The organism is Anoxybacillus sp. TBDG-1 (assembly GCF_054815885.1).
In genome coordinates, this window is record NZ_JBTZSY010000007.1 from 33,235 (window position 1) to 47,141 (window position 13,907).

Sequence of the window (13,907 nt, forward strand, 5' to 3'; positions counted from 1 at the left end):
CTTTATCCCTTTACATCATGACGTTTCCAAACGAATTGTAAAACGAGCAAAATCACAAAACATCCGAGACCGATCGCATCTGACCAAATGGTCGGCTTAATGAGCATTACACCCGAGCCAACCGCAACAATTCGCTCAATCCAATGCAAGCTGCGCATCCAATATCCGATCATCCCTGCACCGATCGAAACCATCCCTATGATAGATGTAAAAACAACCCAAGCTAACTCGGTCATCGTTGTATCAATCATAAGTAGTTGTGGAGATAACACAAACATGTACGGGATAATAAACGCTGCAACCGCCAATTTCGCTGACTGAATTCCAGTTCGAAGCGGTTCTCCACCTGATACACCAGCAGCCGCAAAAGCCGCGAGCGCAACAGGCGGGGTAATATCCGCAATAATCCCAAAATAAAACACGAATAAATGAGCCGATAAATCGGGCACACCAAGCAAAATAATTGCTGGTGCAGCAATCGTTGACGTAATGACGTAGTTCGCTGTTGTTGGCGATCCCATTCCTAAAACGATCGCAGCAATCATCGTTAAAAATAACGTTGGCAATAAATGACCGCCAGCAATATCAAGCAATCCGTTTGCGAGTTTCAACCCTAAGCCCGTTTTCGTCACGATGCCGACAATAATTCCGGCAGCTGCAGTAGCGGCAGCGACCCCTAAAGCCGTCCGTGCTCCGTCTACAAGCGCATAAACGATATCGACGAGTTTCATATTCGAGGCGCGATTTATAAATCCGACGACAATGGCGATGGCGATGGAATATAGCGCCGCATGCGTAACAGTCACACCTGACATAAGCAATACGATGACCGAAACGATCGGAATAAGCAAATAAATTTTCTTAAACACTTCTTTTCGATTTGGCATCTCTTCTTTTGACAGTCCACTTAAACCGATGCGCTTCGCTTCAAAATGCGTCATAATCCAAATGCCTGCAAAATATAAGATAGCCGGGATCGTAGCTGCCTTTGCGATATCCCAATAAGTGAGTCCGCCGCCGATAAACTCGACCATAAGAAACGCTGCCGCTCCCATAATTGGCGGCATCAACTGTCCACCTGTTGACGCTGCAGCCTCGACCGCTCCAGCAAACTCTTTTTTATAGCCGAGCTTTTTCATCATCGGAATTGTAAAAGACCCTGACGTCACGACGTTTGCGACAGAACTTCCACTAATTGTCCCTTGTAGCGCACTAGAGAAAATGGCCACTTTTGCTGGACCTCCTGTGCTACGACCGGCAATCGCCACTGCTAAATCGTTGAAATATTGCCCAACACCTGTTTTCACGAGGAATGAACCGAACAATAAGAATAGGAAAATAAATGTTGACGATACACCTAATGGCGTTCCTAAAATTCCTTCTGTCGTAAAAAACATCGTTTGCACGAGACGTTGCAAGCTCAAGCCGCTATGGCGCAAAAAGCTCGGCATCATTTCCCCAAAATAACCATACAGTAAAAATAAGGTGGCGATAATTGTGATCGGCAAACCAACCGCGCGACGCGTCGCTTCTAACACAAGCAAAACTGCCAAAACACCTGTGTAGAAATCTTGATCGGATAACATACCGACACGCATGACGATCGCATCAATATGAAGCGGCCAATATAAACCGACGTAAATGCTTAATAGAGCGAGCACGATATCGTACCATGCTACTTGAAGTTTCCCGCTTTTCCTTTTTCCGCGTCGAGCAGGAAATAAAAGAAAGATGAGGGCTAAGGCAAATCCTAAGTGAATGGAACGTTGAATTTGCGCAGTAAAGACGCCAAAAATAGCCGTATACAACTGAAACAATGAAAAAGCTAACAATCCCGCAAACGCAATCTTTTGAAAGACCCCAGTCAAATTGCGTGTATTCGATTCAGGATCGTATTTTTCTAGTATTTTTTGTTGTTCTTCAGCTGATAATACGTCGATCTTTTCATTCGTCAATGATGTTCACTCCTTTCAACTGTTGCCATAAGCTCATTCGAGTCGGAACAATTCTCACCCACTTGCCTTTCCCTAGTTTCTCACCGAGTGCAATTTCTCTTCCCTTATAAATGAGGCGATGATTGGCACGAACTTGACCGATGCGGAGATCAATCGCTTGAAAACGACGGTTCATGTTTGTAATGACGTACTTTCCGCCTCTTTGTTCGAACACTTCATTCCCTTCCGCATTTGATGGCATTCCAACCGCAAAGTTTTCATACATCAACTCTGTTAGTACGAGCTCCTTTTTGAATATCGTATATGTTTCGACAACATCGGTGAAATGAATCGAATGTGTATAAACGATTTGAAACGTTTGCGATTCATCGATTGGAAGAAATGCGATGAGACGATCGGAATCTTCGAAATAAAACGCAATGACTTGCTTATAAGGAAAAAAAAACGAGCAAGCAAGGATGATGAGAAGGGACAAAAAAAGGAAACGTTTCAGCAAAGACATAATCATTCACCTTTAAACAAAATGAAACGATAGACCGAACAACGTCGGTCTATCATCGCCTCTCGTTATTTTACGCCTTTTTCAACAAAGTATTTTTCCGCACCTGGATGTAACGGTATGTTACCGATGCCATCAAGCGCTGTTTCAGCTTTAATTAACTTCCCTTTTGCATGAGTAATTTTGTTTGTGTTTTCAAAAATAGCTTTTGTAATATTGTATACTGTCTCTTCATCTAAATCTTTACGAACAACAAGCATCGCTTTTACCGCCACAGTTGTAACATCTGAATCAATTCCATACGTACCAGCAGGAATTGTATCTTCCGCGTAGAACGGATATTTTTCAATCAATTGTTTCACTTTCTCAGCAGAAATCGGTACAATTTTCACTTCTTTTTGAGCAGCTAACGCTTCAACTGCACCTGTTGGCGTGCCAGCGGTAACGAACGCTGCATCGATGCTGCCTGATTGAATGCCGTCGACAGACTCGTCAAAAGATAAGTTTTGTACTTTAATGTCTTTTAAAGAAATGCCGTGAATTTCTAAAATTTGTTGTGCGTTTGCGCTAACTCCAGAGCCTGGCGCACCAATCGATACTTTCTTTCCTTTTAAATCTTCAACTGACTCGATGCCGCTACCTTTGAGCGTCACGATTTGAACCGTTTCCGGATAAAGCGTACCGATCGCTTGTACGTTTTCTACTTTATTTCCTTCAAACATTAATTCCCCATTCAATGCGTAAGAAGCGATATCCGTTTGTGCAAACGCCATCTCCGCTTCTCCTTGTTTTAACGTGTTCATATTTTCCGCAGAAGCACCTGAAGATTGTGCGTTCGCGTTAATTCCTGTCTCCTCTTGAATGATGCTCGCCATCGCTCCACCGAGCGGATAATATGTACCACCTGTACCACCTGTTAAAATGCTAATGCTTTTTACTTTCTCTCCTCCGCTACTTCCTTGCTCGTTCCCCCCGTTACATGCCGTGACAATCATTGTAAACGCTAACAACACGACAAACAACATACTGCTACGTAACTTTCTCATCATAACCACCCCTTCTTTTCTATTTCAAAAGTCACAGCACTATAATATCATAAACTACTAGAAAAATGTCAAATCATTTTTTATTTTTTTCCAAATTATCGGAAATTTATCATAACTAGAGGACAATTGAAGTGGGAGAAATACGAACAGCACCCGACACCGTTCGCTAATCTCCCAACCGCTCCCGTACTTCCTCCTCTGTCATGTCGAGAATATGGGCAACGTCTGTTATACTCATTCCTTTTTCGACCATTTTTCCCTTCTTCTCGACCTTGTTCTAAGCCTTCTTTCAATCCTTCTTCCCGACTGCCGCGAATGTTTGAGAGTTGATCAAGGAGCCATTTCAGCCGCATTTCGTACGCGTAACGGTTTTCGGGGTCGACACTTAAGCTTTGCCATTCTTCTAGCGCTTCTAAAATGTCTTGTTCTGTCATGGCTATTCCCTCCAATTCACGAAACATCTCTTCATTCATTTTTTTCGTTCGTTCATCGACAGCCGACAACATCGTTAGCCATGGCCATTCCGGTGACTGTTTCACTTCTCTCCGATATTTCTTCCATTTTACCATAAATTGTGACAAGTCGAGTACATGAAATTCAAGGTGATGGCTCCAAAGAAATTGTTCTTCGTCTTCACGAATGTGAAAAACGGTATGGAAGCGATCCGTTTCATGTGGGAAAAGGGGATAATTTAAGATGGCGATCATAATCGTTGGAGGGAGGGTGTTGTACCGTTCTCCTTTCGATAGTGAAGATGAAAACAACCTTGCCCAGTAATACAATAGCCGTTCGGGCATAACGTATTGTGGGATGATTTGAATTTCAACGTGAATGCGCTCGCCGCGATTTGTGCGAACGATGACATCTAATCGTCCAGTCTTACCGTCTTCTGTTTCTTTCGTTAGTTCGGTGTTTTCAAACTGTACGTCGATGATGCGATCATCTCCAGTCCGATGTAGCAAAGCATTTAAAAACGCCATGGTGATTGACTTTCTGCTTGGGTGGCCGAACAGTTGTTTAAACATAAAATCCATTTTTAAATCGAGGTATTGCATACAGATCATCCTTTCGTAAGAATATAGGGGACAACTTGATTAAAATCGGGAAATAAGGGAAATGCAAAAGTGGAAAATTGAATTTTGCGGAAAATTTTTATGACAAATGGGGTGAAAAAGTGGGAGGATGAACCGTTTTTTAGGTTGAAAATTTAATTTTTGAAGGGAGAGAGTGATTAAAAGATAAAACAAATCCCAACTGTTTAAAAACAGTCGGGGAACGAACTATATTTTTCAAATTCATCGTTTACCGATTGACCTTTTGCTTTCCCAAAGATAAAATGGGAGACAATTAAAGAAACAAAGGAGTATGTATTTATATGCCTAGCTTTCAATATGGCAGGACAACGATAGATTATGCATTAGAGTATAAGCCGAAAAAGCGGGATGTGACGATATCGGTTGAATGGTTAGAGGGGGTAAAAGTCGTAGCCCCTATGGGAATAGAGGATACACTTTTACATTCTATCCTCTATAAAAAAGCTCCATGGATTATTGATAAATGGCAGGCGTTGAATCAAATTTCTGATTGCCCTGCTCCGAAAGAATTTGTAAGCGGAGAGAAATTTGCTTATTTAGGGCGCAATTATCGATTAAAAGTATATAAAAGCGAGGAAGTTACAAAGCCGGTTCTTATGTTTAAACAAGGGAAATTTATTGCCACGGTGCCACCGCATTTAACAGAAAAAGAAAGAATCCCATTTTTTCAACAAGCGTTCAAAGATTGGTATATTCTGTACGGGGAAATGAAACTACAAGAACGTTTAAAAATTTATTGCCCTAAAATGGGAGTAACCCCTACGAAAATGAAATTAAAAGAACAAAAAATGCGCTGGGGAACATGCACAAACGAAGGAGCCATATACTTAAACTGGAGAATTATGATGGCTCCTGTACCGATTATCGACTATTTACTAGTACATGAATTAGCGCATCTTAAATATCCAAATCACTCCAATGATTTTTGGCATTTTGTTAAATCTATCATATCAGACTATGAACAAAGAAAAGAATGGTTGCGGATAAATGGCCCAACCTTAACTTTATAGACATGGAAAAGAGCCTCTTCTTACATAGTGAGGCTCTTTGCCCTCCTCTTTACTTTTTATAATGAACCATCGCTAACGACATAATTTGTTGTGTAATGTTTTCTATCTGATCTTTAGGAATAACACTTGCCCGTAACTGTTTCTTGATTTTCTTCCGCATTTCTCGCTTTACATCTTCTTTGTTTACCCAATCAATGACTTGACTTTCCTCGGCAATCATGTCCGTTACAAGATGAGTCAACGCATCGATCGCATCTTTATGTTCTTCATCTGGAAGAAACTGTTGGAACAGCTGGTAAAATGGATATTGTTCTCGTGTAAAGCCGAGATTTTGTGCTTGTTGGTTGACGTTTCGCATATCATTAACCATGCTGCGTAGCTTTTCTACCAATTCAGCAATATCCATCATTTTTTTCCGTCTTGCTTCGATTAATTGTTCTAGCTTTTCTTTTAACGATGTATAGTAGACAGGGTTTTCTTCCAGCTTCACTTTAATTTCATGGCGAATCGCATGTTCCATCTCCGCTGCTTGTGCTTCTTTTGAAGGGGCTTTTTCCAACCGCTCATCAAACTTACTGGACAAAATATCAATTGGTTCATGGATGACTTCTACAGACTCCGCGTATAAATGTTCTGCAATTAATTGTTTTACCTTCTCGCCACACTCAGAAATATCCATTTGTTCATCACGATATAACGTTTTTGCCATTTGCCGTACTTTCCCTAAAAACTTTAAGTCTTCTACATATGGAGAAGCTTCAGGGTTCGGTAAAATCATATCCATTCGCTTGGAAAACTCTTTAAACGCTTTTTCAAACTCGTGACGCACATCTTCAGGCTCTAATACTTGAACGCATGCATCGGCATCACTTCGGTTGATATAGTCAAAAAAGCTCATTGCTTTTCGATGGGCTTGTTTTAACTTTGGCAACTCGCTTTCAATCGGCAACAACGCTCCTTGAATATCTTGTTTAGAGAAAATCGCTAACGCTTTTTCCAAAAATTTTGATACCCCAAAGTAGTCAACAATGAGTCCATATGTTTTTCCTTCATATGTACGATTTGTACGAGCAATTGCTTGAAGAAGGTTATGCTCTTTTAACGGTTTATCTAAGTACATCACTTGCTCGATTGGTGCGTCAAAGCCTGTGAGAAGCTTATCACAAACAATTAAAATCGCTAGTTTATCTTCTTCAAATGGCTTTTTGAATCGCTCAATGAATTGCTTTTCTTCTTCACGAGAAAGGGAGTAGTCTTTTAATAGTTCATTGTTTTTGTCTTCTTGTCCTGTTGAAATAATTAATGCGGTTTCATATTTGCCATTAATGAGTTCATCTAGCTTTCGTTTATAAATCGCTGCTGCTTCGCGATTCACCGCCACCACTTGTGCTTTAAAACCGTTTGGTAAGATATAATTTTCAAAGTGTTCTACAATATCTAAAGCAATTTGTTCAATACGGCTCGGAGCGGCTAAGATTGCTTCTTCCTTTGCATATTTCTTTTTAATACGCTCACGGTCTTCTTCGCTATAATCACTAAATTTACGATCAAATAAGCGATCTAGTGACTCGCCTTGTAAATGAAGGTTAACCATTCGAGCTTCGTAGAAGATTGGAACGGTTGCTCCATCATCGACCGCTTGCTCAATCGTATATTTGTCAATATAAGAACCGAACGTTCTTGTTGTACTTTTATCTTCTTTATCGATCGGTGTTCCTGTAAAGCCTAGATAACATGCATTCGGTAAGCCTTTCCGCATGTTCATCGCTAGACCTTTATATTGCGTACGGTGCGACTCGTCGACTAACACAAAAATATTTTCCGACCTTGAAAGTTCTGGATACTCGTCTTGCTCCTTATCTGGTTGGAACTTTTGCACAAGCGTCATAATCGTGGATCCTGGACCTTGCTGTAACAACCTTTTCAAATCTTTGACGCTTTCCGCTTGTTGCGGATTCGGGAAACCGCACTTACGGAATGTTTTTGTAATTTGATCATCCAAGTCTTTACGGTCGGTGACAACGACAATCGTTGGGTTTTGCAACTCTTTAATTCTTCTAAGTTTTACAGCTAAATATAACATTGTTAACGATTTACCTGAACCTTGTGTATGCCAAATCACTCCGCCACGATCTTTTGGTGTTTTTGCATGTAAAATGCGATGAATCGCTTTATTGACAGCACGGAATTGTTGATAGCGGGCAATCTTTTTAATCACCCGTCCGCCATCGACTTCAAAAACGATGAAGTTTTGGATCAAATCAAGCAAGTTTTCTTTTGCTAACATCCCTGCAACTAAGATGTCTTGTTTTGTTGGAGAGTCGCCAAGTTCAGGCGCCGTTCTTGGATACGGATCTTTCCACTCGCCGTAATGTTGCACTTTTGCACCAATCGTTCCCGCTTTCGCCCGATAATTGCTTGTCGCAATCATGAACTGGTTATAGTAAAAAAGTTGCTCATGAGTTTCTTGATAGCGGCGTAATTGATTGACCGCTTTTGAAATTTGCGCATCTTCTTGTAGCGTCGGGCTTTTACATTCGACGACAACCAAAGGTAATCCGTTTACAAAAATCACAACATCCGGACGAATCGAACCCCTTGCATCTTGAATACGGAATTGGTCAACGACAAGAAATTCGTTGTTATAAGGGTTATCAAAATCAATGAGCTTAACAGTCTGATTCTTTTTCCCTTTTCCTACATCTTGCTGAATCGAAATATAGTTCACAAGCATCTCATGGAACTTTTCATTCGCTTGCATGAGACCCGTCGCTTCAATGTGAGTCAAATTATAAATGATACGTGCAAGGTTATTTTCATCTATCCAAGGATTTAACCGCTGAATCGCTTTCCTTAACCGTTCCTTTAAAATCACTTCACTTAACGACTCGCGTTCCAACTCAAGAGCTGAGCCTGTGACATGCTCATAGCCCAACTCTCGAAGCTGCTCAATCAAACGTTTTTCTACAAGATTTAACTCATTCCATTCACTTGAAGTGGTCACTGTGACATCACCTCATCATCGACTTTAACACGAACTTTGCCTGTTAATAGGACTTGCATAAGGGCTTTTTTGATTGTTTGAAGTTGATTCTTCCATCTTTTTTCGTGATCTATCTTCTTATCATAATTGTATAAAATTTCACCTATTTTCTTTTGTTCATCTATAGGTGGTAAAGCAATCATTAACTCTTGTTCAAATACTTCTTTTGGAACACGTTGACGACCTGTTGTTCCCGTCATTCTACTAATAGCGTAATTTCTTACTCTATCTGACTTAACAAAGTAATATAAGAATTTTGGATCAAGAATTTGCTTTAAAGGAGATAATACAATAAATTCTGTTGAACCAAGTCCTACTTCAGACTCTAATTTTGGAACCAAAGCAGTTTTGCCATTTTCCGTACAAGGAGTAATTCTCGCAAATAACACATCATTTTCTTTAAATCTCGAACCGCCACCTTGTCCAGCTTCTCTTTTACCAAAATAAGATATATGAGGGGAGTTTTCATTAACTGCACCCATTTCTACGTAGGAACAAATAGTCCCCTTTCCAATTCGATAAGTAGGATTGACTACACATACTTCAGCTAATTGCTTTACTTCCCACCCCTCAGGAATTTCCCCAATCTCCGTCTTTTTAAACTTCATATGTCCAATTCCTTTTGTGAGCAACTGCTGCATAAGCCCCTTTTTCACTTTTTCTGTTTGCTCGATAATGGCTTCCGTTTTCTCGATCGCTTCATCGACGGATGAGAGAATGGCTGCGATTTTGCGTTGTTCCCTTAAGGGAGGAGTAGGAATCTCCAAGTTCGATAGATCATTCTTATTAATGGCTTCAAAGGTGCTTCCTTGTTGTAAAGTTGCCCATTTAGGCTTAAAGTGTTGAAGAAAATAAAAAAGAAACATTTTTTCTACATTTGTAGGGCGAATGGCACTTAATCCTCTCCCTATTGCAGACATTTCCTGAGCTATATTTACATCACCAACAGGAGCACGCACACTAATTAAAATATCACCTGCTTCTGCCACCTTCTTTGGTTTCACACAATAACGCTTTGGAATAGGATACATATATCCAAACTCTGCATTCCCTTGATAAAAAGGTAATCCCTCACCGTATTCATTACAATCGGATGATGCAGGTGATTGTCCCATTGTTATCTCTGCAACTTCTGATAGAAAAGCATTTTTCCATTCACTCACCATACCCCAACTCCTTCAAATAGCCGTACATTACCTTCTCAATTTCATCCCGTTCTTGTTCGAGTTGGCGAAGTTGACGAAGAGCTTCTGCCACATCAATTTCCTCTTCTTCTTCGGTTGTGTCAATGTAGCGGGCGATGTTTAAGTTGTAATCATTTTCTTTAATTTCTTCTAATGTAACGACACGGCTATATTTCTCAACATCTTTCCATGCATCGTATGTGCTGACGATTTTTTGAATGTCCTCATCTCGAAGAACGTTTTGATTTTTTCCTTCTTGGTAGTCGTTAGATGCGTCAATGAAAAGAACTTTTCCTTTTTTATGCTCTTCTTTGTTTTTATTGATGATAAGGATACATGCTGGAATACCTGTTCCATAGAATAGGTTCGCCGGCAAACCGATAATGGCTTCAATTAAATCTTCTTCTAAGATGCCTTGACGAATTTTCCCTTCCGCCCCACCACGGAAAAGAACGCCGTGCGGCATGACAACTCCCGCTTTCCCTTCATCATTGAGTGTGGCAATCATATGCTGAATAAACGCATAGTCTCCTGCGTTTTTTGGCGGTAAACCAAAGCGAAAACGGTTAAATGCGTCTGCTTCTGCCTCCTCACGTCCCCAGTTTTTTAAGCTAAACGGAGGATTAGCAATGACGCGATCATATAATAGAAGCTCGCCGTTTTCGTCTAATAGTTTCGGTTCACGAATCGTATCACCTTTTTTAATTTCATGGTCGCTTAATCCATGAAGTAACAAATTCATTTTACAAATCGCCCATGTATTTAAGTTTTTCTCTTGTCCGTGCAATGTAATGTTGCGTGGATTGCCGCCTTTTTCTTTTATGTAGTCAACAGCTTGAATGAGCATCCCTCCAGACCCTGCGGTTGGGTCGCACACACGCATCCCTTCTTCAGGTTTAATCAGTTTTACAATTAATTTCACGACTTGGCTTGGCGTATAAAACTCACCGCCTTTTTTACCTGCATCATCGGCAAATTGTTTGATAAGGTACTCATAAGCACGACCAAGGATGTCAGGTTCTGATAAGTTTTCATTGCGTAAGTCAATTTGTGAGAAGTGCTGTACTAATTGAAGAATCGTTTTATCGGATAATTTTTCTTTATCATTAAAATCAATATTCGCTAAAACGCCTTGTAGCGATGGATTTTCATCTTCGAGTAGCTCAAACGCTTTGTTAATGACCGCCCCCACATCTTGGGAGTGAGATTGAATATAACTCCAACGTGCTTTTTCAGGTACGAAAAATTGATGTTCATCGCGATCATACCAACCGTAATCTTCGCCTTCTTCTTTTTCAATCCGCTCAGCCGTTTCGACAAACACGTCGTTTAATCGTTTCAAAAATAACATGCCAAAGATATAGTTTTTATAGTCCGAAGAATCAATACTACCACGCAATATGTTTGCTGATTCCCATAAATGAGATTCAAGTTGTTGTAACGTTAACTTGCCCATCGTGCTGCCTCCGTCTTTTCCTGTTCTTTCATCTCTTACAACTTTAACTATAACAAAAATTCCTATTGTAAACTACTGTCATTTAACAAGCGAGCAAATATATAGTATACTTACTCATTGGAAAACAAAAAAACTGCCGTCGCCAAAAAGGTCGACGGCAGTACCCCCCTACTCCAACAACCGCTCTACTTCTTCTTCCGAAAGGTCCGTGACGTTCGCAATATCTTTTACGCTCATCCCTTTTTTCGCCATCGTTTGTATAAGGCGCTTCATTCCTTGTTGTTCATACGAAATAATTAATTCCATCACTTGATCTTTTTCTTTCGTTTCCATTTCATTCACCTCGCTTCGTAGCCTTCGTTCTTCTTCATCGGATAGTTTGATATATGTTTCAAAAAAGCCAAACAGCAACCGTTGTTTCGCTTCGTCTAACTCCAATCGGACAAGCATGCGTAAAAATTGTTTTTTCAGTTCTACTCGTTCACTTTCAGTATACCCCATCTTGCTTAACAATGCAGCGGCAATGGGATTATCATGTCGAATGTAGTTTCGCCAGTTTTGTTTGCGCAATTCGACAGTGAAAAAACGAAAGTCTAGCACGTTGCCAAAAGGAAATTCGAGGGTAAATGTCGATGGTTCGTCGCGGATCGTATCGTAGCTAAATACAGCAATAGGTACAATGTTTTTACGGTACTTTTCAAACAAACGGCTAAAATAAATAAACATCCGTTCAGGAAACGATGGTTGCACATAGCTTTGGTTTTCGATATGCACAATCACAAGCCCATCTTCGCCTTTTAACTTCGTTTCGACAAGCAAATCGACGCGATACTTCTCCCCTGCCGTCACATCGGTGAACAGCTCCTCTGATAAAAACGATACGTGGCGAAAGTCGATATGCTCATGCATCGTCGGAAAAAAGAGAACAATAAATTCCTCAAAAAACGTTTGGATCAACTGTTTAAACAGACGGTCGTGGTCAATAGACATATAGTCACCTCGCATACAATGGTCTCGATGTTTTTATTCGACAACATCGACCACTTTCCTGCATACGAAATGCGGCTGAACTCTCAAACATTCGCGGTAGTCGGGAGGAGGGGGTAAACAACGAAAAACCCGAGCTCCTTTACAGAACTCGGGTTTGCGATGATTCCGACTGGGCTCGAACCAGCGACCTCCACCCTGTCAAGGTGGCGCTCTCCCAGCTGAGCTACGGAATCATATATTGTTGTCCTATCGAACACATTTTTCATTATACTCACCTCTATCCACATTGTCAAATGCTTTTTTAAAAAATTTTTAGCCATCGCACATGCAATGGCTAATGGCGGATAAAGTCGATGTGGGTACCTTGAAAAAGGCCATCTTTATATTCGTATGTGACGATTAAACTGCCGATGTATTCACCTTTTTTTCGTTCGAGGAGTAAAACGGCTTTCAGCTTTTGTTTATCGAGCGCGTATTTTAAAAAGCGGTCGAATGTCGTTTTTACCCCTTTTTGTTCTTCGCGTGCGTACGGAATGAAAGCGTGAACGTGATCAATGATTAGCTCTGTTCCTTCGTTTGTCTCTTTCATTTTCATGCTTTTTAAAACGACGGTGCGCGGATCTTCGACGATCATTTCTTCTATGCCGTTTTCGTGATGTGCAAATACGTGCACTTCATTTTTATACGTGCCGTTGCCGCGCGCTTTCACGAGAAAAACGACGACATCTTCCTTTCCATCGTCCGTCACATCAACAGAATACAATTGCGGAGTCGCTTTCGGGTCATTGATATGTTCCCATTCTGGAAACGCATACGTCGCTTTTCCGACGTGAAGCGTAAAATGACGCACCCAATCTCCATCTTCTTTTCCACACAGTTGCACATTTGCTTCATCCAATTTTTTCGTGCAAGCATGCCCATTGAACGAAAACGCTGTCATCATTGATAATAATAATGATAAAAACATATGCGTCCTCCAAACCTTTTTTCACTTAGTATGAAGGAAAAATAGAAAAAATATGTATTGCTTTCCTTAAATAAAACATGGTATGATAATTAGAAAAACAAAAAAGGGGGCATGCACGATGAGACGTGTCACATTAACTGACATCTTCCTCCACCCCATCACTCAAAAATATTTGAAACGTTCAGGCGTCGCGCACGCTATTGCGACCGCATATCATGCGTATCGCCTTGCCCTGCAATATGGAGTCAATGTTGATTTAGCGACAAAAGCTGCATTGCTTCACGATATCGGTCATTATGAATGGTACTCAAACGGAACATGGGACTACGAAACATATAAACAAAACGACATTCATGCGATTAAAGGGGCGGAGCGAGCGCACAAATTGCTTATTCGACTCGGTGAACATCCTCAACATGCGAAAGAAATCGCCCTCGCCATTTTGCTTCATACCGATTCGTATCTTCCAGAAGGAGAGCTAAAACGAAAACCGCTTCAAACGATCGTAAAACTCGCCGATGAAGCAGATGAAGAACCGGGTGGTAAACATCATTATCGCCAAATCGATGACGAACTCGCTTTGAAAAAAATCCAACAACTCGATCGCATGGTCGAGCAACAGCTACAACGCGGTGCCCTCGACCAAATTAGCTAAGGCTAGGC

General features: G+C 40.8%; 10 protein-coding genes, 1 tRNA gene and 1 pseudogene. 2 read left to right on the forward strand and 10 right to left on the reverse strand.

Annotated elements, in window-relative coordinates:
• Positions 1-2: 2 nt before the first annotated feature.
• From ACYQY7_RS03680 to ACYQY7_RS03695, 4 genes and pseudogenes are all read right to left on the reverse strand, one after another.
• Positions 3-1,955 (reverse strand): TRAP transporter permease, encoded by a 1,953-nt coding sequence (locus ACYQY7_RS03680; protein ID WP_461200785.1) that lies wholly within the window; start codon positions 1,953-1,955, stop codon positions 3-5.
• Entirely contained in the window at positions 1,945-2,457 is a 513-nt protein-coding gene (locus ACYQY7_RS03685) for a DUF1850 domain-containing protein (protein ID WP_032100682.1), read from the reverse strand. Before ACYQY7_RS03685 ends, ACYQY7_RS03680 begins: the two co-directional genes overlap by 11 nt.
• A gap of 65 nt (positions 2,458-2,522) precedes the next feature.
• The gene (locus tag ACYQY7_RS03690) at positions 2,523-3,500 is read right to left on the reverse strand and encodes a TAXI family TRAP transporter solute-binding subunit (RefSeq protein WP_461200786.1); all 978 of its coding nucleotides are present in this window, start codon (positions 3,498-3,500) and stop codon (positions 2,523-2,525) included.
• A gap of 166 nt (positions 3,501-3,666) precedes the next feature.
• A pseudogene (locus ACYQY7_RS03695) lies at positions 3,667-4,555 on the reverse strand (Rpn family recombination-promoting nuclease/putative transposase).
• A gap of 320 nt (positions 4,556-4,875) precedes the next feature.
• Here ACYQY7_RS03695 and ACYQY7_RS03700 point away from each other — a divergent pair.
• A complete protein-coding gene (locus ACYQY7_RS03700; protein WP_461200787.1) occupies positions 4,876-5,604 on the forward strand; it encodes a M48 family metallopeptidase in 729 nt (242 codons plus the stop codon).
• A 49-nt stretch (positions 5,605-5,653) separates the two neighbouring features.
• Here the strand turns inward: ACYQY7_RS03700 and ACYQY7_RS03705 are convergent, their stop codons facing one another.
• From ACYQY7_RS03705 to ACYQY7_RS03730, 6 genes are all read right to left on the reverse strand, one after another.
• Positions 5,654-8,608 carry a type I restriction endonuclease subunit R gene (locus ACYQY7_RS03705; RefSeq protein ID WP_461200788.1) on the reverse strand — a complete coding sequence of 985 codons (2,955 nt, stop codon included), beginning with the start codon at positions 8,606-8,608 and terminating at the stop codon, positions 5,654-5,656.
• Positions 8,605-9,810: a restriction endonuclease subunit S gene (locus ACYQY7_RS03710; protein ID WP_461200789.1), complete on the reverse strand. Its 1,206-nt coding sequence runs from the start codon at positions 9,808-9,810 to the stop codon at positions 8,605-8,607. The genes ACYQY7_RS03705 and ACYQY7_RS03710 overlap by 4 nt, the downstream gene beginning before the upstream one ends.
• On the reverse strand, positions 9,803-11,287 hold the full coding sequence (locus tag ACYQY7_RS03715; protein ID WP_461200790.1) for a type I restriction-modification system subunit M: 1,485 nt from the start codon (positions 11,285-11,287) through the stop codon (positions 9,803-9,805). Before ACYQY7_RS03715 ends, ACYQY7_RS03710 begins: the two co-directional genes overlap by 8 nt.
• Positions 11,288-11,455: 168 nt before the next feature.
• On the reverse strand, positions 11,456-12,277 hold the full coding sequence (locus ACYQY7_RS03720; RefSeq protein ID WP_461200791.1) for an Rpn family recombination-promoting nuclease/putative transposase: 822 nt from the start codon (positions 12,275-12,277) through the stop codon (positions 11,456-11,458).
• 160 nt (positions 12,278-12,437) lie between these two features.
• Positions 12,438-12,510, reverse strand: a tRNA-Val gene (locus tag ACYQY7_RS03725).
• A gap of 101 nt (positions 12,511-12,611) precedes the next feature.
• On the reverse strand, positions 12,612-13,244 hold the full coding sequence (locus ACYQY7_RS03730; RefSeq protein ID WP_461200792.1) for a hypothetical protein: 633 nt from the start codon (positions 13,242-13,244) through the stop codon (positions 12,612-12,614).
• Between the two features lie 118 nt (positions 13,245-13,362).
• Here ACYQY7_RS03730 and ACYQY7_RS03735 point away from each other — a divergent pair, with 118 nt between their 5' ends.
• The gene (locus tag ACYQY7_RS03735) at positions 13,363-13,899 is read left to right on the forward strand and encodes an HD domain-containing protein (RefSeq protein WP_461200793.1); all 537 of its coding nucleotides are present in this window, start codon (positions 13,363-13,365) and stop codon (positions 13,897-13,899) included.
• The last annotated feature ends 8 nt before the right edge of the window (positions 13,900-13,907 follow it).